Origin of the sequence: Rhodococcus gannanensis (assembly GCF_042681175.1) — a bacterium.
Taxonomy (GTDB): Bacteria; Actinomycetota; Actinomycetes; order Mycobacteriales; family Mycobacteriaceae; genus Rhodococcus_G; species Rhodococcus_G gannanensis.
Map to the genome: position 1 here is coordinate 191,743 of NZ_JBHUFB010000009.1, position 22,043 is coordinate 213,785.

Below are 22,043 nucleotides of genomic sequence, written 5' to 3' on the forward strand. Positions count from 1 at the left end.
TCCCGTCGGATGACCCGACCCGCGCGCCCCAGTGCTGTCTGCAACTGACGGCTGTCACCAACTGATCGCTGCTACAACTGTCTGCTGTTACGCCTGATGCTGTAACGCCTCGCTGTTACGCCTGGACACTCGCGTGTCTCTTTGTACACGGCGGACAGGAGTGACGCCTGTGACGCACGGAAGCTTCAAGGTTTTGTTATCTGACGTGCTCGAAAACGGCAGATGCCGCCCTGCATCTCCCCCGGGAGGGAACGCAGGGCGGCATCGTGACGGTCATGGACGTTCGCCTGTCACCAGGCGTTCAGGGCGTCCAGGATCTGGGGGCGAGCCTTGAACAGCTCGTTCGACCAGTACGGCCACGAGTGGGTGCCGGTGGACGGGAAGCTGTAGGTCGCGTCGACACCCAGGGTCTTCATCCGAACCTGGAAGGCCCGGCTGTTGACCAGCGAGAGCGCCTCGAGGGCCATCGCATTGCTGGTGTTGTAGTAGTCGATGAACTTGCTCGGGTGATCGAACTGTCCCGGCAGACCGCTGGAGGCCGCGACGTACAGCGACAGACCCTCGAGCTTCGGCGCGAAGACGAACGGGTCGTTGCGCAGCCAGCCCTTGCTCCACGGCGGGCCCCACATCGCGTCGATGTTGAAGCGGCCGGCGTCGAGCATCGCGATGCGGAGCGCCTCACGCATGCCGGGGGCCGAGATGTTCAGGTAGCCCGACAGCGAGCCGGCGAACTTGAACTGGTCGCGGTGGTACGCCGCCAGGGTCAGCGCGGCAGAGCCGCCCATCGACAGACCGATGACACCGTTGTTGGTGCGCGAGACACCGCGGGTCGCGAGGTAGTCGGGGAGCTCCTCGGTGAGGAAGGTCTCCCACTTGTAGGTGATGTCCTGGCCGTTGAAGTTCGACGACGCGATCCAGTCGCTGTAGAAGGACGACTCGCCGCCCACCGGCATGACCAGGGTGACGTTGTCGTTCGCGTACTGCTCGAATGCGTTGGTCTCGAACGACCAGCCGTTCTTGTCGTCACGGGCACGCATGCCGTCGAGCAGGTAGAGCGCAGCACCGCCGCCGCGCTTCGCCCACTGGATCTGAACCTTGATCGGGCCCATGGAGGACGGCACCGAGACCTCTTCGTAACCACCAGAGGGGGCACGATGAGCGGCAGGCGCGGCACCGGCGACAGCGGTCCCTGCGATACCGGCAGCAACGGGCAGCACGAGCGCTGCGGCCGAGAGGCCGAGGAGGCGTCGCTTGAGGTTCTCGAACCTCGGTCTGCCAATACGCATGAATACTGCTCTCTTTCTCTCCTGCGGGTTTCCGTCGAAACGGACCCGAAAGTCTGGCACTCGTGCCACGGCTCTGCCGGGCCGCGCACATGCGCGTCCGGCAGTGGAACGGATCAAGGTCACACTGCGCTCGCAGGAGCGTATGCGAACCGGTAACGCGTTACAACCGCTGTCTCTCCCCCCGGAAAACGCACAAATCGTGCGAACTCCAGGAACTTCATGTATCTGTACATCGCATTCCGGTCACGAGCGTTACGCAAACGTGACTTTCATGACAGTTTTCGTGATCTTCTACTTCGGTAGCTCCGGCGGCATCTCCAGCCCGCAGCGCTCGATCTCGTACGCGGGCACCCGGTCGATGCGATACCCCGCGTAGTGGAACGCGCGCTTGAGGTTCCGAATGAACAGCGGCCGGTTCAGCTCGCCCCGCGACGACGCCAGCAACTCCTGAGTGTCCGGACAGGTCAGCGCGACCTGCGCCTGCGCCACCCAGTCCTCGTCGAGATACCAGGGCAGCCACGGATGCACCGCGACCATGCCCGTGTCCGCGACCACCCAGTCCGGATACAGGTTCTTGTCGTGGCCGATCCGGCCGTCGCCGAGCCGCTCGGTGTGCGCCGCGAGCGGGTACGCGAGCCCCATCTGGTCGATGACCTTCACGTCCAGACCGACGTTCATGCTCGTCATGCCCAAATTGAGGAAGAACACCGTGTGACCTGCACCGCCCTCCGGAATCGGCAGCGGCGGAGGCACCAGGTCCCAGTACGTGAAGTAGGCGGCAGGCAGCAGCAGGCCGCCGTCGGGATTGTTGTTGATCGTCTCGACCATCGCCCGCATGCGCGGGTAGTCGAGGTAGTCCTCGGCACGGATCGGGTGCTGGTGACCGGTTCCGAGCGCGTAGAAGTTCCGCTCGTCGACGATGCCCGACTTCCCGACCACGGTGCCGTTCGGCATGCCCTGCGCGGTCGAGGCGACGATGGCCCACACCACCGTCACAGCCCAGGCCAGCGATCCCGCCGCGAACAGCGCGGTCGCCCCGGTCGCGCCCCACTGGTCGCGGCGCGGAACCCGGACCGGCAGCACCGCGATCGGCAGGATCAGGCAGAACAGCACCGGCAGCAGCACGCGGCCGTGCATGAAGTCGCCGCCCACGCGGACGGAGTAGACGCCCAGCAGGATGCCGGTCGCGACGAACAGCAACACCACGGCGGAGGGGGTGTGCAGCCGCGCGAACCCGGTCACGCCGGCACGGTCACCGGGACGGCCGAGGCCGAATCGCCGATACGCGACCCATCCCAGGTACCCGGCGAGGACCGCGAGCGGCAGCCACAGCCAGTAGGGGCCGACGAGATTCCACAGGTAGGTGAGACCCTGTGACCACTTGGCGCCGCCCGCGTCCTTGGACACGGCGGTATTCGGGTAGGGCAGTCCGTAGTAGCCCATGCGCCAGATCTGGTATCCGACCGGCACCGCACCCGCGACCAGGACCATCGCCGCGCGACGGCCCCACGATCCGGGTGTGAGAAAGATCATGATCAACACGAGGGCCGCCAGCATCGCCATCTCGGGCCGTACCAACGGGCCGAGCCCCGCGATGAACGCCAGGATCAGCACGCGCGTCGTGGACGGCTGCTCGCGCTGCGCCCACTGGATCATCAGCAGCCACAGCAGTGCGATCCAGAAGATGACGAGGCAGCTCTCCAGCCCGGACGTCGCGAAGTCGCGGGCGGGCGGCACGGCGATGTAGGCGAGCGCGCCGGCAGGGAGCAGCAACAGTCCCGCGCCGCCCGACCGGCTGCGTGTATGGGCGGCACCACCGCCGCGCCACAGGGTGCCGGTGCCGATCATCGCCAGCACGATGGCCGCGACGGACAGGACCAGCGCGAGCGTGAGGACGACGTACTCCAGGCGGACCTGCGTGATCCAGCCGAAGGCGTACACGAGGTAGGTCCACAGGGTGCTGGTGTTCGCCTCGACCCGCTCCCCCGCGTTGAAGACCGGGCCGTTGCCCGCCAGCAGGTTGCGGACCGTGCGCAGCACGATCAGGCCGTCGTCGGCGATCCAGCGGCGCTGCCAGGCGCCCCACAGGAACAGGGCGCCGGTGACCACGATCCCCGCGACGTACACCAGCCGCGTCACGGGGGCCGACACGGACTCCGACGCGCCGCGGCCCACGGGCGCTGCGTCGTCGGTGCGCGTCGCGTCAGGCGATGTAGACAGCGACACCGACCACTCCGATCCACGCGACCGCGAGGACCTGGAGCACGCGGTCCCGGAATGCGATCTCTTCGGGCTCCCCCGCCTCGCCTCCGTCGACGTCTACCGCGTAACGCAGGATGGCGATGGTGAACGGCACCATCGAGATCGCGTACCAGATGGAGTTCTCCGCCTGGTCACGCTCGAAGGCCCACAGCCCGTAGCAGATCACCACCGCCGTCGCGGACAACGTCCACACGAACCGCAGGTAGGTGGCGGTGTAGTACTCGAGCGACTTGCGGATCTTGGCGCCGGTTGCCTCCGCCAGCTGCAGTTCCGCGTACCGCTTGCCCGCGGCCATGAACAGCGAGCCGAACGCCATGATCAGCAGGAACCACTGCGACAGCGGGATGTCGGCGGCGACGCCACCGGCGATGGCGCGGATGAGGAACCCGGAGGAGACGATGCAGATGTCGATGACGGCCTGGTGCTTGAGGCCGAAGCAGTACGCGAGCTGGATCGCGATGTAGATCGCCATCACGACTGCGAGCTCCCAGTTCGCGATGAAGGACAGTCCGATCGCGCCGCCGAGCAGCACGACCGCCATCACGTAGGCGATGTTGACCGGGAGCACGCCCGCGGCGATAGGCCGGAACCGCTTCGTCGGGTGCGCCCGGTCCGCCTCGACGTCCATCGCGTCGTTGACGAGGTAGATACCCGACGCCGCCATGCAGAACACGACGAAGGCCAGCGCGACCGGAAGCAGAACGTCGAGCTGGTCGACGGTGCCTGCGGCGAGCGGCGCGGCGAGAACGAGGACGTTCTTCACCCACTGCCGCGGGCGCATCGCCTTGACGGCACCGCCCAGCAGGGTCTTCGGCGGGCCGGCGACCTCGGTCGGCTCCTCGCTCATTTCTCTCCAAACTTCTGTTCGGCCCGCAACAGGACTGCGGCCGAGGCCGCGCCAAGGGCGGAGCCGGCGAGCACATCGGTCGGGTAGTGGACACCCAACACCAGCCGCGAGAGCAGCATCGGGGGCACCAGCACCGCGGGCAAGGGTAGCCCGGTGAGCCTGCCGAGCAGCACTGCGGCGGCGGTGGTGGAGGTCGCGTGCGACGACGGGAAGCTCAGTTTGCTCGGCGTCGACACGTTGACCTGCACCGACGGATCGTTCGGGCGGGGACGGCGAACGACCCGCTTGATGACGATGGACGCGGCGTGCGCACCCACGGCTCCGACGGCCACACCTGCCCACTGGCGGCGACGCGGCTTGTCGAGCGCGGCACCGATCCCACCGATGGCGATCCAGCCGAGAGCGTGCTCACCGAAGTGCGAGAGACCGCGGGCGGCGCTGACGACCTCGGGACGCGCACCGATCGTCGACTGCACCCGGTTCAGGATCCTGACCTCAGATGCCGAAGACACGCTCCCACCTCTCCTTGCTGGTCAGCGACGGCACCGCGGCCGCGTACTCGTCCTTGAGCTCGGGGAAGCGCCGGGCCAGTTCGCGGCGCAGGCGCATCGCCTCCTTGAGCAGTCCCCACGCCTGACGCGGGTCGCGCTTGCGGTACACGACGCCTCGACCGTCGGCGGTGGTGACGGTGACGCCGTCGACCTGCGAGAGCAGGAACCAGCGGGCGTCGATCGTCGGCACGTTCAGCTGCGGGCGTTCGTGGTGGTCGGCGTTCGCGGGCTTGGCGTTGTGGACCAGGCCCTTCCCGAGCCGGACCAGCTTGGCCAGCGGATTGCCCGGGTCGCCGACGGCGCCGACCCCGGCGCCCGATGGCAGCGGCAGTTCCGTCGACGACGGCAGCACGACCGCGTCCGGGTACTCCTTGCGCATCGCGTGGACCTGGCCGAGCGCGGTCGGGAGCAGGTCGAAGATGTGCTCCGGGCCGCCGAGGAAGTCGCGGATCGCCTGGTTCTGGATCGCGACCGTGGAGTACTCCAGGCACAGCAGGTGCTTGAGCGTCGCCTTCACCGTGTTGACCACCAGCCCGCGACCGTTGCCCGGCATGTGCAGCGACGCGACGACGAGCCGGTTGCGCAGGTGGAAGTACGCCTGCCAGTCGATGGCGTCGTCCTTGTCGGACCAGGCCATGTGCCAGATCGCGGCACCGGGCATGGTCACCGTCGGGTAGCCGGCCGCGCGGGCCCGCAGGCCGTACTCGGCGTCGTCCCACTTGATGAACAGCGGCAGCGGCTGCCCGATCTCCTCCGCGACGACGCGCGGGATCATGCACATCCACCAGCCGTTGAAGTCGACGTCGATGCGGCGGTGCAGCAGTTTCGAGTTCTCGCGGTCGCCGAGCGGGTACCTGGAGAAGTCGTGGTCGTACTCGACGTTCGGGGCGGCCGACCACATGAAGATCCCGCGGTTCACCACCTCACCCATGGTGTGCAGGTGGCTGCGTTCCTGCAGGTTCAGCATCTGGCCGCCGACGAGCATCGGCGACTTCGCGAACCGGGAGAGAGCGAGCGCACGCAGGATCGAGTCGGGCTCGATCTCGATGTCGTCGTCCATGAACAGGATGTGCTCGGCCGAGGTGGTCTTCAGCGCCTCGTACATGACGCGGCTGTAGCCACCGGACCCGCCGAGGTTGGCCTGGTCGTGGATCGCGAGACGGTCGCCGAGGACGGCGGCGGCCTCGGCGAACCCGGGCTCGTCCCGGACCTTACGGGTGCCCTGGTCCGGGATGATCACCGCGTCGACGACATCGAGGACCAGCGGGTCGGAGCCGAGCGCGGTGAGAGCCTTGACGCAGTCGGTGGGCCGGTTGAACGTCGGGATGCCGAGCGCCACGCGTCCCGAGCCGGGCGCCTCGATCGGCGCGTACCAGCCGGCGGCGACCAGTTCGACGTCCGTGTCGGTGGTGATGTCGAACCAGATCCAGCCGCCGTCCTCGAACGGTGCCAGCTCGACCTCGAACTCGACGGTGACGGCTGCGGCGTCGCCGCGGAACTCCTTGCCCTGCACGTGGATACGCGACGAGTCGGCCTTGGAGCGGTACACGTCGACGCGGCCGTGTCCGGCCAGCTCCAGCCGCAGCACCACCGTCTTCAGGATGCTCCACCGTCGCCAGTAGCTGGCCGGGAAGGCGTTGAAGTAGCTCGCCATCGACACCTCGGACTCGGCGCCGATCGACAGCGACGTCCGCGACAGCGCGTGCGCGCGGCGCGCGTTCGTCGGCGACTCCTCCAGGTACAGGGTGCGCACGTCGAGCGGCTCACCCGGTCGCGGCAGCAGGACGCGCTGCAACAACGACTTGCCGAGCAGGTCCTGGGAGTCGAACAGCGTGTCCTGTTCCATCAGGTGCTTCGGGCTCATGCCTCGACCCCGCCGCCGAGCGGGGCGCCGGACTCCAGATGCGGACGCAGCTGGTTGTCGAACATGCTCAGCGCACTCGCGATCGCCATGTGCATGTCCAGGTACTGGTAGGTGCCGAGGCGGCCACCGAAGAGGACCTTCGCGTTCTCGGTCTCCGCCTTCGCCCGCGCCCGGTACGCCTCGAGCTTCGTCCGGTCGTCGGGGGTGTTGATCGGGTAGTACGGCTCGTCGGTGGACTCCGCGAACCGGGAGAACTCCCGCATGATGACCGTCTTGTCGGACGGGTAGGTGCGCTCGGGGTGGAAGTGCCGGAACTCGTGGATGCGGGTGAACGGGACGTCCGCGTCGTTGTAGTTCATCACCGGGGTGCCCTGGAAGTCTCCGGTCGGCAGCACCTCGGTCTCGAAGTCGAGCGTGCGCCAGCCGAGCTCGCCGTCGGCGTAGTCGAAGTAGCGGTCCAGCGGGCCGGTGTACACGACGGGCGCGTCCGGGCTCGCGGCGCGCAGCTCGTCACGGACGTCGAACCAGTCCGTGTTCAGCCGGACCTCGATCCGATCGTCCTTCGCCATGTTCTCCAGCCACGCGGTGTAGCCGTCGACGGGCAGGCCCTCGTACGCGTCGTTGAAGTAGCGGTTGTCGAACGTGTACCGCACCGGCAGCCGGGTGATGTTGCCCGCAGGCAGGTTCTTCGGATCGGTCTGCCACTGCTTGGCGGTGTAGTCACGGACGAACGCCTCGTAGAGGGGGCGACCGATCAGCGAGATCGCCTTCTCCTCCAGGTTGGTGGCGTCCTTGGTGTCGATCTCAGCGGACTGCTCGGCGATCAGCGCGCGTGCCTCGTCGGGGCTGAAGTACTTCCCGAAGAACTGCGCGACCAGACCCAGCCCCATGGGGAACTGGTACGCCTGGCCCTTGTGCATCGCGAAGACGCGGTGCTGGTAGCCGGTGAACTCGGTGAACTGGTTGACGTACTCCCAGACCCGCTTGTTCGAGGTGTGGAACAGGTGCGCACCGTACTTGTGGACCTCGATGCCCGTCTCGGGTTCCGCCTCGGAGTAGGCGTTGCCACCGATGTGGTGCCTGCGGTCGAGGACGAGGACCCGTTTTCCGAGCTGCGTCGCGGCGCGCTCGGCGATCGTCAGTCCGAAGAATCCTGACCCGACGATGATGAGGTCGTACTGGCCGGAGGTCGCGGAGTCTGGGGATACAGAGGTCACGGGCAACCAGGGTATCGGACCGCGGCGGTGCCGCTCGTGCGTGCTGTCGACTGCGCCGCTCGTGCGCGGTTTCCGGGTCCGAAGCCCCCTCGACCGCGCACGAGTGCGAAGCGCCTACCGCAGGTATGCGTGCAGGGCGTCTCGGACGAACTCGGCGCCTGCGCGTCCGCCGTAGTTGGCGGCGAACCGCTCGTCCACGACGTACATGTCGGCGAGACCGAGCACGTACTCCGGCACGGGGTCCCCGGCACTTCCTGGTGTGCCCGGCACCGAGGACAGCCAGGCGACGTGCCTGCGGGCCAGTTCCTGAGCCCGCGGACCGTCGGGAGCGACCCCCGACTCGGCAGCCGCGATCCAGTCCTGCGAGAGCCGCGCGACGTCGGCCTTCCAGTCGCGTCTCTCGACCTCCGTCAGCGACGTCCACCAGCGGTCGCCGTCGGCGTAGGCCTTCGCGCCCCAGCGCTGCTCGACCTCCTCCTTGTAGTGGGTGTGGTCGAAGCCGTCGAACATCTCGTCCGCCATGAGCGGTTCTCCTCTCCTTGTCCGGTGCAGGGTGGCGCGGACGGCTGCGATCTGCCGTCCGAGCCGCTCGCGTTCACGTTCGAGCAGGTCCAGGTGGGTTTCGAGGGCCACGGTCGCGTCCTGTCGGCCGTCGAGCGCGGCGGCGATCGCGGCCAGCCCGAGCCCGAGTTCGCGCAACAGCAGAATCCGTTGCAACCGCAGCAGCGCGTCCTCGTCGTAGTAGCGGTATCCGTTGGATCCGATCCGGCTCGGCGTGAGCAGTCCCCGGGCGCCGTAGTGCCGCAGCGTGCGACTTGTGACCCCGGCCGCCTTGGCCAGGTCCTGTATCGACCATTCCTGCATGACAACCAGCGTGCATCTTGACGCAGCGTCAATGTCAAGAGCCCGCGGCCTGTGCGCCTTTTTGGTAGTGGGAGCTACCGGGAAGGCGCACAGGCGGCGGAGCCGCCTAGCGTGGGTGGGGTGAGCTTCGACCTCGACGCGTACCTGACCCGGATCGGTTTCGACGGCGAGCGGGTACCGACCCGCGCCACCCTCGACGCGATCGCCGCCCACCACACCGCGACGATCCCGTTCGAGAACCTCGATCCGTTCCGCGGGGTGGTCAACCGGCTCGACCTGGAATCGCTGCAGGCGAAACTGGTGCACGGCGGACGCGGCGGCTACTGCTTCGAGCACGGACTGCTGCTGCAGGCAGCGCTGCGGGACCTCGGGTTCACCGTCACCGGACTCGCGGCGCGGGTGCTGTGGGGCTCCCCCGACCTCGATGCGATCCCCGCCCGCACCCACATGCTGCTGGTCGTCGACCTGGACGATGAGCGGCGTGTGATCGACACCGGGTTCGGCGGGATGACGCTGACGGGCACGCTGCGCCTCGAACGCGACACGACGCAGGAGACCCCGCTGGAGCCGTTCCGGCTGGTGGACCTGCACGGCGACTGGGCGATGCAGGCGCGGGTGGGCGACGAGTGGCGGACCACCTACCGCTTCGACCTGCACCCGCAGCACCCGATCGACTACGAGCCGACGAACTGGTACCTGTGCACCTGGCCGGAGTCGAAGTTCGTCACGACGCTGATGGCGGCACGTGCGACCGCCGACCGCCGGTTCGCGCTCGCCGGCAGGCGCCTGACAGTCCATCGTCTCGGCGGCGCGACCGAGAAGCGCACGATCGCTGACGCCGACGAGTTCCGCACCGTGCTGACGCGGGACTTCCTGATCGACGCGGATCGGATCGCGGGCCTGGACGAGGCGTTCGACAGACTGCCCTGATCCGGGCCGACGCCCCCTGTGCGCGAACAGGTTCGGGCAGCCTTGCTTTGCTGGAACGGACGCGGCGTCGCGGCTACGGTCGGGGCATGGAATCGGTTGAGCGCCAACGCGAGGACGAGACGCCGCGCGACCGCCGACAGCAAGGTCCCGGCCTCAACGCGAAACTGAACTGGCTGCGGGCCGGGGTGCTGGGCGCGAACGACGGCATCGTCTCGACGGCCGGGCTCGTCGTCGGCGTGGCGGCGGCGACGACGGACCGCGGCCCGATTCTCACGGCCGGGCTCGCGGGTCTGGCGGCGGGTGCGGTGTCGATGGCATTGGGCGAGTACGTGTCCGTGAGCACCCAGCGGGACACCGAGCGCGCACTGCTCGCGCAGGAACGGCGTGAACTGCGTGAGCTCCCCGAGGAGGAACTCGACGAACTCACCGACCTGTACGAGGACAAAGGCCTGTCCCCCGCGACCGCCCGCACCGTTGCCGAGGAGCTCACGGAGCACGACGCGTTCGCCGCGCATGCGGACGCGGAACTCGGCATCGACCCCGACGACCTCACCAACCCGTGGCAGGCCGCTGCCTCGTCGGCGGTCTCGTTCACGATCGGAGCGCTGTTGCCGCTGATCGCGATCCTGACGACGCCGCCGCACCTGCGGATCCCGGTCACGTTCGTCGCGGTGCTGGCGGCGCTCGCGCTGACGGGCAGCATCAGCGCCCGGCTCGGCGGCGCGAACCCGGTCCGCGCCGTGACGCGCGTGGTGCTGGGCGGGGCGCTCGCGATGACGGTCACCTATGCGATCGGTCAGGCCTTCGGCACGGTGGTCTGATACCCGACGAGCGCGGGAACCACGAACTGTTCGACCATCGCGCGCTCGTCGTCGGCGTCCGCGCCGGGGACGGTGAGCAGCGAGACGATCACCCGCACCACCCAGCGCGCCTGCCGGGGAAGGTCTTTCGCCTCGACGTCGCCGGACCCGGCGAGGAACGCGACACCGAGCACCTCGATCACCTCGGACGTACTCGCCAGCTCCGACGCGATGCCGGCGTCTCCGACCGCGAACCACGCTGCGAGGGTGGGTGTTTCACGCACCCGACGGACGGCGGAGAGGATCGCCGCGGAGATCCGGTCGGCGGGGTCCGCGACGCCGGCGACCTCGGCCGCCACCAGGTCGCCGACCTTCCGTGCCTCGCGGTGCACGAACGCGCGGTGCAGCGCCTGCCTGCCGTCGAAGTAGCGGTACAGGGTGGCGCGGGAGCAGCCGGCGGCCTTGGCGATGTCGCTCATTCCGGTGGTTGCGACACCCCGGGCGACGAACAGGTCCGCGGCCGCGTCGAGGATCTTCTCGGCGGCGGCCTCGGAGCGCTCGTCGCGCAGCCAGGTCACGGCCGCACCCGGAACGGGACGTGCAGTGGTCGACGCACGTAATTCCCTGGTGCGTAGACGATTCCGTCGACGTCGACCTCGAAGTCGGGACAGCGGGCGAGCAGTTCCTCCAGTGCGACGCGGGCCTGCATACGGGCGGCGGCGGCACCGAGGCAGTGGTGGCTGCCGTGACTGAAGGTCATGATCTGCCGGGGCGCCCGGAGGACGTTCGGATCGCCGGCGTCGTCGCCGTACATCCGTTCGTCACGGTTCGCGGAACCGTAGACCAGCAACGTCTTCCGGCCCGCGGGGATGGTGACACCGTGCAGTTCCACGTCCCGGGTGGTGGTGCGGGCAAGTCCCTGCACGGGCGAGGTGAGGCGGAGCAGTTCCTCGACCGCGTCGGGGATCCGCGACGGCTCCTCCAGCAGCAGGGCACGCTGATCGCGGTGGGTGGTGAGCAGCGCCGACGACCCGCCGAGCATGCCGGTGGTGGTGTCGTTGCCGCCGGTGACCATCGTGAACGCGAAACCGAGGATCGACAGCAGCCCGGACATGTCGCCGTCGGCACCCATTCCCGCCGCCACCAGGTGCGAGATGGTGTCGTCACCGAGCTCACCGGTGGCGGACTCGCGGTGCCTGCGGGCGATCAGTTCACCGAAGTAGGCCATCAGGTCACCGACGGCGTTCGCGGCATCGAGCGGGTCGCCGGTGGCATTCGCCGCGACGATCGCCTCGGTCCAGCCGTCGAACCGGCCCCGGTCCTCCTCCGGGACGCCGAGGTAGTGCGCGACGACCATGCTCGGCAACGGCTTGAACAATTCGACGGCGATGTCGCCCTCGCCCTTCGAACGCAACCCCTCGATGCGTTCGACGACGAAGGCGCGCACCGCCGGTTCGACGGCCTCGACCTGCCGCGGCGTGAACCCGCGGGCGACAAGCTTGCGGAAGTCGGTGTGCTGCGGCGGGTCCTGCATGACGAGCGGCGGGTTGTCCCGCAGTCCGATCTTGTCGAGTTCGCCGTAGCTGGTGGTCAGCCCGTCGGCCGAGGAGAACGTTCCGTGGTCGCGGGCCGCGGCGAACACGTCGGCGTGCCGGGTGAGCACCCAGTAGTCGTCGCCGGGCGAGTTCTCCGGAATCACGTGGTGCACCGGGTCGTGATCGCGCAGGGCCGCGTACATGGCCCACGGTTCCCGCCACGTCTCCCCCGACGGTGGCACGTAGGCGACCCGCCCTGACATAGTCGTGGTCATGTTTCGAGATTGAGACAGATCAAACGATCTGTCAACCCCGTTGTGCGACGCCCGTCACATGGGTACAGTTCGTCGGCGATATGTGAGACGAGCTGGTCTCACTTTGAACACCGGGGGTGGACGTGATGAGAACACGCTGGGCCGGCCGCATCGCCGCGACCGTCGCGACAACGGCGCTCGCCGTACTGGCCGGCGTCGGGGTGGTCCCCGCCGCCGCCGATCCCGCCCTCCCGGCGCCGTTCGCCGGGTTGCCCCTGCCTCCCGAACTCGACTCGGCCTTCTACGCCCCGCCCCTCGCCACCTACGAACATCTCGCTCCGGGCGACGTCATCGCGTCACGACCGGTCACCGTCGCCAACCTCGGCGTGGTTCCCGTGAACGTGGACGCCTGGCAGCTGTCCTACCGGTCGACGAACACCCGCGGTGAGCCCGTCGCCGCCGTCACGACCGTGCTGAAGCCACGCGGGTCCGGCAGCGACGAGCTGGTCTCGTTCCAGATGGCCGAGGACTCGACGGCCCAGTACTGCGCGCCGTCCTACGCCCTGCGACAGGGATCGATCCCGGCGCTCGCCACCGGGTCCGCGGTGATCCCCGCGGAATTCCTCGCCGTCCAGGCGGGTCTCGCGCAGGGCTGGACGGTCTCCGTCCCCGACTACCAGGGTCCGAACTCCGCGTACGCCGCCGGACCGCTCGGCGGCCGCCTGGCCCTCGACGGCGTCCGGGCCGCCCAGCGTTTCACTCCCCTCGACCTTCCGGGCGACCGGACCCGCGTGGGACTGTGGGGCTACTCGGGCGGCGCGATCGCCACCGGTCATGCAGCCGAGCTGCACCCGTCGTACGCGCCGGAGCTCAACGTGGTCGGCGTCGTCGAAGGTGGTGTGCCCGCGGATCTCTCGGCGCTGTTGAACAATGCGAACAACGCCGCACCCGCGGGTCTGATCCTCGGAGCCGTGCTCGGTCTGGGCCGCGAGTACCCCGAGTTCCAGCAGTTCCTCGACGAGCGCATGAATCCGCTCGGCCGGGCGTTGGCGACGGTGAAGTCGCCGCTGTGCGTCGCCTATCACGCGGCACTGATCCCGTTCGCGAACAACAAAGGGCTGCTCGACGTTCCAGGCGACCCACTCGACGAGCCCGTGGTTCGATCGGTGATCGACCGCACCCGGATGGGCGGCGTCGTTCCGACGGCACCACTGTTCGTCTACCAGTCCAACCCCGACTGGATCGTGCCGGTCGGACAGGTGAACACTCTCGTCGACACCTACTGCCAGGATCCGTCCGCCCGCGTGCAGTACACGCGCGACCACTTCAGCGAACACCTGACGCTCGAGGTGACGGCCGCCCCGACTGCACTGCTGTGGATGCGGGACCGTCTCGACGGCATTCCCGTCCAACCGGGTTGCCGTACAACCGATGTCGGCTCGATGGCCCTTGACCGGTCCGCCTGGCCCGCATTCGCCGACACGGTCGGCGAGGTGGTCGCCGGACTGTTCGGGGCGCCCCTCGGATCACCCGTCGGCACAGGGGGCTGACGGGATCAGCCGTCCTGGTGGCCCGGCGTCACCAACGCCACCAGGACGGTACTGAGGACCTCCACGAGATCTGTTACCGGAGTGCGTGGTTCGGTGATGCTCCACTGGTGGACGAGCCCGTTGACCGCGCCGATGAACGCCGTGGCCGCCATCTCGTAGCCGCCCGCGGGCCGGACGTCGGGCCCGACCAGCCCGGCGACCAGCGACTCGAACATCTCCCCCCACGCCCGACGCTGCGCGAGCCGATGCCGTTCCACCTCGTCGCTGACGCCGACGACCTCGACGAAGGCGATCTTGGCTCGCCTGGCGTCGGTACCGATCGCCGTCACGTACGCCGTCATGACCGTCGCGGCGGCGCGCCACAGGTCGGGTTCCGCCGCGTCGTAGGCACCCGCGATCGCAGCGCCCGCCTCCTGCTGGATCTGGTCGTAGAGCGCGACCAGCACCTCTTCGCGTCCGCCGAACTCCTCGTAGAACTGACGGCGCGACAGACCCGCCTCGGCGCAGATCGCGCTGATCGTGCTGCGGACGTACGACTGGTCCGCGAACACCGTCAGTGCCGCGTCGAGAAACCTGGCGCGCCGTTCCGCCCGCCGCTCGGCGACGGAGCGGCCGCCGTAGCTTCGACTCGACTTCGCGGCTGACACCCCGCGAGCCTAGAGGGTCGTGGGGTGTCGCGAGCGACGGCGTCGAGGTCAGAAGTACTGGGCTCCACCGTCGACCGACAGGTGCTCGGCCGTGATGAAACTCGACTCGTCGGACGCCAGGAACGCGACGGCGTCGGCGATCTTGTCGACCGAGGCCGCATACTCGTTGAGGAAGGGCGTTCCCATCACGGCCAGGCGAGGGTTCGACTCGGCCGTCGCCGCGATCCGCGCCTGCATGTCGCCCGATCCCATCGGACTGTCGACGGCGCCCGGATGCACACTGTTGACACGAATGTCGTGCGCGCCGAGCTCGGCGGCGAAGGCACGAGTCATCCCGGTGACCGCGTGCTTGCTGGTGGTGTAGTGGACCATGAACGGCTGCATCTTCTTCCCTGCGTAGGAACTGATGAGCACGATCGAGCCGCCGCCCCGCGTGATCAGGTGGGGTGCGGTCGCCATGACGGTGTTCCACACCCCCGTCACGTTGATGTCCATGTGGTCTCGGAACATCTCGGGTGTCGACTCGTCCCAGGTCGCGGGGATGCAGATGCCGGCGTTGGCGACGACCACGTCGAGTCCACCGAGTTCGGCGACTGCGCCGGCGATCACCGACTTCATGCCGTCGAGATCGCGCACGTCCCCCTTGTGCAGGAGTGCGCGACGCCCTTCGGCCTCCACGAGGGACGCCGTCTCCTCCAGATCGGCGGCCGTGGGCGATTCGTACGGGACGCCGGGCAGTGGGCCCGCGAGGTCGATGCCGACGATGTCGGCGCCCTCCCGAGCCAACCGAATGGCGTGTGCACGACCCTGACCTCGAGCGACTCCCGTGATGAATGCGACCTTGCCGTCCAGCCTTGCCATTGTGGTCCTTCCGCCGCGTCCGCGGTTCGACCCATACCGATTCGGGCTCGGGTGGGCACCAGGGAACCGCGCCTCCGGCACAGTCAATACCGTTTTCTACTCAAACGAAAGAGGTGGCACGGATCCCGCGCGCCGCGACTCTCGCCACGGCCGTCGCGGCTCAGCCGTCACTCCCGGTCGGCAGTTCGGAGATCACCACGCTCGCGTCCACGACCTGCACACCCAGGGTCTCGGTCCAGACGATGGCGCCACCCTCGAACATCCGGAACCGCCCCGCTTCGTCCGGCATCGACATCTCGGGACCGACCGGCTTGCCGAGTGGACCGTCGGGGCCGCCGATCTCGGCGTACTTCTTCTCGATCTCGGTCGGCGCGACCTCGGATCCGTGAACGCCTGCAGCGAGTCGTTCGAGTCCCGGCGCGGGAGCGGGATCGGGCACGGGGGTGGCCGGGACCAGCCCCTCGGTGACCGTGAACCAGTCGGACTTGAGTCCGAGCTTGGAGCGTGCCTCCTTGCCCGACACCCTGGCCGTTCCGTCGGACCCGACGACCTCGAGCGTGGTGACACGCCCGCCGTCGGTACCGAGATTGTTGCGCTCGACGACGGAGACGCTGTGCAGTTCCCCGACGCCGAAGGCCTTTCCGATCTCGCCGGCGGTGAGGGTCTGTGTCCAGTTGTGGTTGGGCGAGAGGGAGTCGCCGAGGTCCTCGACGGCGTCGAAGTCGCCGCCCGCGGTGTACCCGCCCGTGGAGGAGGAGAACTCGGCGGCGACGGGCTGTCCGCCCCGCGTGATCACCTTGCCCGCCGTGCTCCGAACCGCCTCGGTGGTGCGGGGGTCCTCCTTCTCCGATCCCCCGTAGACCTGACAGTCCTGGGTGTCGCAGGTCTCGGCATAGGGATACCGGTGCTCGGCGGCGGCATACGAGCGCGCGGCGATCGCCTGGGCGCGCAGGGCCTCCGCGCCGCCGGTGTCGGCCCAGTCGGCGCGGGCCTCGACCGGGACGACGCCGAGGAGGTAGTCCTCGATGTCGAGGTTGTTCAGGACCCGTGGCTCCGCGCCGTCGAGGGCGACGCCGAGCGATCCGCGGTACGCGGCTCCGCCGCAGAGGGTCAGGTGCTCGTTCGCGGGACGGTCGGGTCCGAGGTCGACGGGGTCGATCCACGGATGGTCGGTGGCGCCCTGCCACAGCACCTCGCCGTCGCAGCCCCGAGTGACGACCACGCCCGCGCCGCCGCCGGGGGTCGGCGTCAGGTGTACGCCGTCACCCGGTGCGACGTCGCGGCCCGCGACCCGAGCACCGGTATCCGAGAAGGCGTTGAGGGTGCCACCGTCGAGGCCGACGAGGCGGACACCGATCCGGGTTTCGGCGAGCTGACCGAGTTCGGTGCCGCTGTAGTAGTGGCCGACGATCCGCTCGGCGGACCAGCCGTCGTTCCTGGCATATCCGTATGCGCCCCACTGCCCCATGCCTCGCCCGTGCCCGTTGCCGCGCCCGGAGACGGTGAACGGGGTGTCCGCCGCGACCGCGACCGCGACATCGGGGCCGGAGCCACGGGTGTCGGTGACGACAACCCCGACCGCGCCCGCCGCGAGAAGCGCCGGAACCGTGCCGAGCGCGAGCGCCCACCGGATCGGCGAGGTGCGGCCTCCACGGTCGATGCGCCCACGCGGGGTCGTCGTGCGACGGACTTTCGCCATGTCCGGCCTCCTCGGTGGGCTGCGGCTTCGCTGGGTCGAGTCGAACCAGGTCTCGATAAAGTCTCAATCTAAGGTTGAGGCTTAGGCATTGTGTGGCTAGTGTTGCAAGAGTGTCTGGCGTTAGCAACATCTGTCACACCAGTCACACGAGTAACAGCAGTACGACCTCCGTCCCACCAACTAGGGAGCCGACTTGCCGCACCGTCGACCGAAGTCGTCGATCGTCCTGGGGACGGTCGCTGCCGTTGCCATCGCAACCCCTTTCGCGGTCTGGGGCGTCACCAGCACGTCCGGCGTCCGCTCGACCGCCGACACGACACCCGTCGCGATCCCCACCCAGATCGACGAGATCGCGCTCACGCAGGTACCCGACATCGCCATCCCGCTCGGCGACCTGATCGGAATGGGACTGCCCAACTTCCGCCTGTCGGACCTCAAGAAGCTTCCGATTCCGTCGGAAATCCTGGTCCCGCAGGGCCTTCCGCTCCCCGAGGGCGTGACGCTGCCGGAGACGATCAAGATCCCGACCGAGCTGATCCCCTCGCCGCCGGGCGAGTCCACCGCACCGGAGCCCACGCCGTCCGCACCCACTCCGCCGTCTGCCACCGCACCCGCCGACGTCGCCGCTCCCGTCACGCCGGGTGCGCCCGAGCAGCTCGGCGCCGCGGTCAAGGAGATCACCCGCGACACCCCGTTCAGCATGGTCGCGCTGACCTCCGAGCTCGGCGCCACCGCGGCCCAGATCCGCGCCCGGCTCGCGGACGGTTCATGGGGGCCCTGGTACTCCACCGAACAGCTCGAGACAAACCGGTCCGATCAGACCGCGCCGTCCGGCAAGACCGGCACCGAGCCGATCTTCGTCGGCGCGACCACTGCGGTGCAGGTGCTGGTCACCGAGGCCGCCGACGCGCTCGGCATCCCGGCGACCGGGTCCTCGGACCAGGCGCCTACCGATCAGGCGCCGCTGCCCAACGAACTCACGCCGACCGAGCCGGGCGCCGAACCCATCCCGTTCGCACCCGCAGCGGTGAGCACGCCGCTGCGTGGCCAGGACCAGCAGCGCAACCTCGCCGACGCGGTCACCGCGGTGCTGATCCAGCCGGGTTCCGGCAACACCGACAACTCGCTCTCCGACATCGCCACCTCGATCGGCGGCAGCGGGCCGAAGGTCATCACCCGTGCCCAGTGGGGTGCCGACGAGTCGCAGCGCTGCCAGGACCCCGTCTACGACGACATGCTCGGCGGAGCGACGGTGCACCACACCGCCGGCAGCAACGACTACACCCGCGCCGAGTCCGCGGAGATCGTCCGGTCCATCTACGCGTACCACGCACAGACGCTCGGCTGGTGCGACATCGGCTACAACGCCCTGGTCGACCGCTACGGGCAGATCTTCGAGGGCCGAGCGGGCGGGCTCGACCGGAACGTGCAGGGCGCCCACGCGGGCGGATTCAACGAGAACACCTTCGGTATCGCGATGATGGGCGACTTCTCCACCGTCGCGCCGCCGCAGGCGGCGATCGACTCGGTCGGCCGTTTTCTCGGCTGGCGTCTCGCGAAGGCGGGCCTCGATCCGACGGGACGCACCACGATGTGGTCGGAGGGAACGGACTTCACGCCGTACGCGCAGGGTCAGGCGGTCGACCTGCCGATCATCTTCGCGCACCGCGACGTCGGACTGACGAGCTGCCCGGGTGACGCGGCCTACGCGCTGATGGACCAGATCCGTGGAATCGCGAAGGCGAACCCGGGCGGTGGATCGATCGGGTCGGGCGTGCTGGCGGCGGCACCGGCCAACCCCGCAGCGGACCCCGTCACCGCACCCGACACCGCTGCCGGATCGTCCGCGGACTCCGTCACCGCGCTCGTCAACGAGGTCCTGCGGCTCACCGATCAGTCCCCGATCGCGCAGAAGTGGCTCGCGGAGGGCGGAGACACCGGCCGTCTCGGTGCCGCGCTGACCGGTGAACTGCCCGCCAAGGCCGGGAACCTGCTGGTCAAGTTCGTCAACGGCGTCATCTCCACCTCACCGAACGGTGGTGTGTGGACGGTGCTGGGCGAGATCTACGACGCGTGGGAGTCCAGCGGTCTCGATGCGGGCGCGCTCGGTCTGCCGGTGAGCGACGAGTACCCGGTGCCGGACGGCATGCGCACCGACTTCGAGCAGGGGTCGTTGATCTTCAACCAGGTCACGGGGATCGTCACGACCGTCCTCAAGACGTACGGCGACACCTACCAGCAGGCCCTGACCGCGCCCGCCGACGCCGCCGCTCCGGTGGCACCGGCACCAGCCGAGGCGGCGCCCGCGCCGGCTCCGGCACCCGCCCCGGCCGAGGCACCGGCCCCGGCACCCGCCAGCTGACAGCCCGAACGCGGCAGGGGCCCTCCGGTCGGAGGGCCCCTGCCGTCGTCTTCGGTTCAGTTCCACCAGCGTTCGAGCACCCGCGCGACACCGTGGTTGGAGTTCGACGCCGTCACCTCGTCGGCGGCGGCGATCGCGTCGTCGTGGGCGTTGGCGACCGCGACACCGTGCCGCGCCATCGTCAACATCGGGATGTCGTTCGGCATGTCTCCGAACGCGAGGATCGCCGAATCGTCCATGCCGAGGTGCTCGGCGAGTGCAGTGAGTCCCGACGCCTTCGTCACCCCGGGCGCCGACACCTCGATCAGACCGTTGTTGGTCGAGTAGGTCAGGTCGACGCTGTCGCCGACCAGCGGGGTGAGCCGCTCGATCATGAACGAGCTCGCGATGCCGGGCATCCGGATGAGGAGCTTGATCGCCGGGTGCGCCAGCACCTCCTCCGTCGACACCTCCGTGTTGTCCGGGTTCAGCCAGGCGTGCTGGTAGTCGGGTGAGCTGACGAACTGCGGGGTCGCGGCGTCGTGGGCGCTGGCCCCGACCCGTTCCGCGGCGAGCCCGCAGCCGGGCAGCGCGGCGACCGCCAGCTGCGCCACCCAGGTCAAGGTGTCGGTGTCGACGGTGCGGGCGCTGATCACCCGGTCGGCGTCACTGTCGTAGAGGACCGCGCCGTTCGCGCAGACCGCGAGGGGTGCGTAGCCGAGGCCGTCGACGACCGGCCCGATCCACCGCGGCGGACGGCCCGTGGCCAGCACGAACCGGGTTCCGTCCGCGACCGCGGCCTGCACGGCGGCGCGGGTGCGGTCGCTGATCCGTTCGTCGTCGCCGATCAGGGTGCCGTCGACGTCGCTGGCGATCAGTTCGGGTTTCGCGTGGCTGTTGTCCTGCACTGCATCCATATTGCCGCACACCTCCGACGGACACATGCGAGGTCACCGCGGCGAGCCGCGCATCGTCACCGCGGCGGCCGCATCGTCGGCGTCGGCGGGTCATTCCCCGGTGCCGGCCAGTGCCCGCTCCAGCGCGTCGGTCGGCGCCGTCTCCACCTTCGGCGGGCGGTTCGAGAACATGTCCAGCACCGCCTTCGGCCGGGCAAGCCACTCACGAGCGGTGTTGCGCGCCACCGTGATCGAGCGGCAGTCGTGGCAGTAGCCGCGGACTCCGTGGGCGTCGATGCCTGCGTGCTCGCAGAGCGCGACCGCTCGCGACACGTGCGGTTCCTGGCTGACGATCAGCGCGCGCGTCACCCCGTACGTCTGCGCAGCGCGCACGCAGGTGTCGTAGGTGTCGAGCCCGTATCCGTCGCCGACGATCAGGTCGCGGTCCACTCCCTTGTCGACCAGGTAGTCCGTCATCGCGGCGATCTCGTCACCGGAGGTCCCGTTCGCGTCGCCGGACACGAGCACGGCGCGGGCCTTGCCCGTCCGCACGAGTTCGGCTCCGACGTCGAGGCGTCCGGCGAGCATGGGCATCGGGGCGCCGCCGCGCACCTTGGCGCCGAGCACGATCACCACCGGCGCGTCCGGAGCGTCGTCGACCTCGTGCACCCGGCCCGCCGCAGCGCCCGCGACCACGGCCATCGACCCGACCGCGGCGAAGACGCCTGCCGCGACGACGGCACCACCGGCGACCAGCAGCAGGCGAACCCTCCGCCGGACGGGCACGTCAGGCGCCGCCGCCCGCTGCCCGGCGTGCGGCCTTCGCCTGCGCCTCCTCGGCGTCCATCCGGTTGGCCTCCTCCAGCGTCGGCGCGCTGCCGCCGAGCCGGGCTGGAACCCAGTACTCCCCGGCCGGGTGGTCGTAGCTCTCCTGCAGCGTGTGCAGCATCGACTCCATGGTCGCGTGCAGCTTCGCCGACAGCGCCTCGGCCGGCTCGATGGGGGCGATCGGTTCCCCGACGGCCATCGAGATCGGAGTGTTGGTGCGGCCCAGGCGCTTCGGGAACCCCTTCGTCCACACCCGCTGCGATCCCCAGAGCACCAGCGGGATGATCGGCACACCGGCCTCGATCGCCATCCGAGCGGCGCCGGACTTGAATTCCTTGATCTCGAAGCTCCGGCTGATCGTCGCCTCCGGGAACACCCCGATCAGTTCGCCGGCGCGCAGCGCCTCGACGGCGGCGTGGTACGAGTCGGCGCCCGCCGAGCGATCGACGGGGATGTGCTTCATGGTCCGCATCATCGGGCCGGAGATCTTGTTGTCGAAGACCTCCTTCTTCGCCATGAACCGGACGTACCGCTTGACGTCGCGCGCGGGGATGCCCGCGTAGGTGAAGTCCATGTAGCCGGTGTGGTTGATCGCGATCACCGCGCCACCGCGGGCGGGGACGTGTTCCGATCCCGAGATGGTGAACTTCAGGCCCTGCGCGAAGAACAGCGTGCGGGCGACACCGATGATCGAGCGATAGAAGGGTTCCACGCGGCCAGCCTAGTGTGCGCCCGGACACCGCGCTCCTCCCCGGGACCTTGGTCCCGATCCGGGCACCGGCCACGCGCAACCCGGGGACGGTTTGCCCCA

19 protein-coding genes are annotated in these 22,043 nt (G+C 69.2%); 4 read left to right on the forward strand and 15 right to left on the reverse strand.

Annotation, left to right across the window (positions count from 1 at the left end):
• Positions 1-290 precede the first annotated feature (290 nt).
• From ACFSJG_RS07650 to ACFSJG_RS07680, 7 genes are all read right to left on the reverse strand, one after another.
• Entirely contained in the window at positions 291-1,286 is a 996-nt protein-coding gene (locus tag ACFSJG_RS07650) for an alpha/beta hydrolase (protein WP_378484602.1), read from the reverse strand.
• Positions 1,287-1,577: 291 nt separating this feature from the next.
• Entirely contained in the window at positions 1,578-3,512 is a 1,935-nt protein-coding gene (locus ACFSJG_RS07655; RefSeq protein WP_378484603.1) for an arabinofuranosyltransferase AftB family protein, read from the reverse strand.
• Positions 3,490-4,395, reverse strand: coding sequence for a decaprenyl-phosphate phosphoribosyltransferase (locus tag ACFSJG_RS07660; protein WP_378484604.1), 906 nt, complete (start codon positions 4,393-4,395; stop codon positions 3,490-3,492). Before ACFSJG_RS07660 ends, ACFSJG_RS07655 begins: the two co-directional genes overlap by 23 nt.
• On the reverse strand, positions 4,392-4,907 hold the full coding sequence (locus tag ACFSJG_RS07665) for a phosphatase PAP2 family protein (protein WP_378484605.1): 516 nt from the start codon (positions 4,905-4,907) through the stop codon (positions 4,392-4,394). Before ACFSJG_RS07665 ends, ACFSJG_RS07660 begins: the two co-directional genes overlap by 4 nt.
• Positions 4,891-6,810, reverse strand: coding sequence for a glycosyltransferase (locus ACFSJG_RS07670; RefSeq protein WP_378484606.1), 1,920 nt, complete (start codon positions 6,808-6,810; stop codon positions 4,891-4,893). Before ACFSJG_RS07670 ends, ACFSJG_RS07665 begins: the two co-directional genes overlap by 17 nt.
• Positions 6,807-8,027 carry a UDP-galactopyranose mutase gene (gene glf / locus ACFSJG_RS07675; protein ID WP_378484607.1) on the reverse strand — a complete coding sequence of 407 codons (1,221 nt, stop codon included), beginning with the start codon at positions 8,025-8,027 and terminating at the stop codon, positions 6,807-6,809. The genes ACFSJG_RS07670 and glf overlap by 4 nt, the downstream gene beginning before the upstream one ends.
• Before the next feature lie 114 nt (positions 8,028-8,141).
• A complete protein-coding gene (locus tag ACFSJG_RS07680) occupies positions 8,142-8,891 on the reverse strand; it encodes a MerR family transcriptional regulator (protein ID WP_378484608.1) in 750 nt (249 codons plus the stop codon).
• A gap of 120 nt (positions 8,892-9,011) precedes the next feature.
• Here ACFSJG_RS07680 and ACFSJG_RS07685 point away from each other — a divergent pair, with 120 nt between their 5' ends.
• The gene (locus ACFSJG_RS07685; RefSeq protein ID WP_378484609.1) at positions 9,012-9,821 is read left to right on the forward strand and encodes an arylamine N-acetyltransferase family protein; all 810 of its coding nucleotides are present in this window, start codon (positions 9,012-9,014) and stop codon (positions 9,819-9,821) included.
• A gap of 86 nt (positions 9,822-9,907) precedes the next feature.
• On the forward strand, positions 9,908-10,642 hold the full coding sequence (locus ACFSJG_RS07690) for a VIT1/CCC1 transporter family protein (RefSeq protein WP_378484610.1): 735 nt from the start codon (positions 9,908-9,910) through the stop codon (positions 10,640-10,642).
• Here the strand turns inward: ACFSJG_RS07690 and ACFSJG_RS07695 are convergent.
• Positions 10,618-11,199 carry a TetR/AcrR family transcriptional regulator gene (locus ACFSJG_RS07695; protein WP_378484611.1) on the reverse strand — a complete coding sequence of 194 codons (582 nt, stop codon included), beginning with the start codon at positions 11,197-11,199 and terminating at the stop codon, positions 10,618-10,620. The two genes, ACFSJG_RS07690 and ACFSJG_RS07695, sit on opposite strands and share 25 nt — an antisense overlap.
• Entirely contained in the window at positions 11,196-12,431 is a 1,236-nt protein-coding gene (locus ACFSJG_RS07700) for a cytochrome P450 (RefSeq protein WP_378484612.1), read from the reverse strand. The genes ACFSJG_RS07695 and ACFSJG_RS07700 overlap by 4 nt, the downstream gene beginning before the upstream one ends.
• A gap of 125 nt (positions 12,432-12,556) precedes the next feature.
• Between ACFSJG_RS07700 and ACFSJG_RS07705 the strand changes: the two genes are divergently transcribed.
• A complete protein-coding gene (locus ACFSJG_RS07705) occupies positions 12,557-13,960 on the forward strand; it encodes a lipase family protein (protein WP_378484613.1) in 1,404 nt (467 codons plus the stop codon).
• A 5-nt stretch (positions 13,961-13,965) separates the two neighbouring features.
• Here the strand turns inward: ACFSJG_RS07705 and ACFSJG_RS07710 are convergent, their stop codons facing one another.
• From ACFSJG_RS07710 to ACFSJG_RS07720, 3 genes are all read right to left on the reverse strand, one after another.
• Positions 13,966-14,607 (reverse strand): TetR/AcrR family transcriptional regulator, encoded by a 642-nt coding sequence (locus ACFSJG_RS07710; RefSeq protein ID WP_378484614.1) that lies wholly within the window; start codon positions 14,605-14,607, stop codon positions 13,966-13,968.
• Between the two features lie 48 nt (positions 14,608-14,655).
• Positions 14,656-15,468 (reverse strand): mycofactocin-coupled SDR family oxidoreductase, encoded by an 813-nt coding sequence (locus ACFSJG_RS07715; protein ID WP_378484615.1) that lies wholly within the window; start codon positions 15,466-15,468, stop codon positions 14,656-14,658.
• A 160-nt stretch (positions 15,469-15,628) separates the two neighbouring features.
• On the reverse strand, positions 15,629-17,167 hold the full coding sequence (locus ACFSJG_RS07720; RefSeq protein ID WP_378484616.1) for a SpoIID/LytB domain-containing protein: 1,539 nt from the start codon (positions 17,165-17,167) through the stop codon (positions 15,629-15,631).
• 193 nt (positions 17,168-17,360) lie between these two features.
• Here ACFSJG_RS07720 and ACFSJG_RS07725 point away from each other — a divergent pair, with 193 nt between their 5' ends.
• Complete coding sequence (locus ACFSJG_RS07725; RefSeq protein ID WP_378484617.1) at positions 17,361-19,529, forward strand: N-acetylmuramoyl-L-alanine amidase; 2,169 nt, start codon at positions 17,361-17,363, stop codon at positions 19,527-19,529.
• Positions 19,530-19,585: 56 nt separating this feature from the next.
• Here the strand turns inward: ACFSJG_RS07725 and ACFSJG_RS07730 are convergent, their stop codons facing one another.
• The 3 genes from ACFSJG_RS07730 to ACFSJG_RS07740 all read right to left on the reverse strand — a co-directional run bounded on the left by ACFSJG_RS07730 (position 19,586) and on the right by ACFSJG_RS07740 (position 21,944).
• Positions 19,586-20,425, reverse strand: coding sequence for an HAD family hydrolase (locus ACFSJG_RS07730; protein WP_378484618.1), 840 nt, complete (start codon positions 20,423-20,425; stop codon positions 19,586-19,588).
• A gap of 90 nt (positions 20,426-20,515) precedes the next feature.
• Positions 20,516-21,190, reverse strand: coding sequence for a SanA/YdcF family protein (locus ACFSJG_RS07735; protein ID WP_378484619.1), 675 nt, complete (start codon positions 21,188-21,190; stop codon positions 20,516-20,518).
• Position 21,191: 1 nt separating this feature from the next.
• A complete protein-coding gene (locus tag ACFSJG_RS07740; protein WP_378484620.1) occupies positions 21,192-21,944 on the reverse strand; it encodes a lysophospholipid acyltransferase family protein in 753 nt (250 codons plus the stop codon).
• Positions 21,945-22,043: the final 99 nt, after the last annotated feature.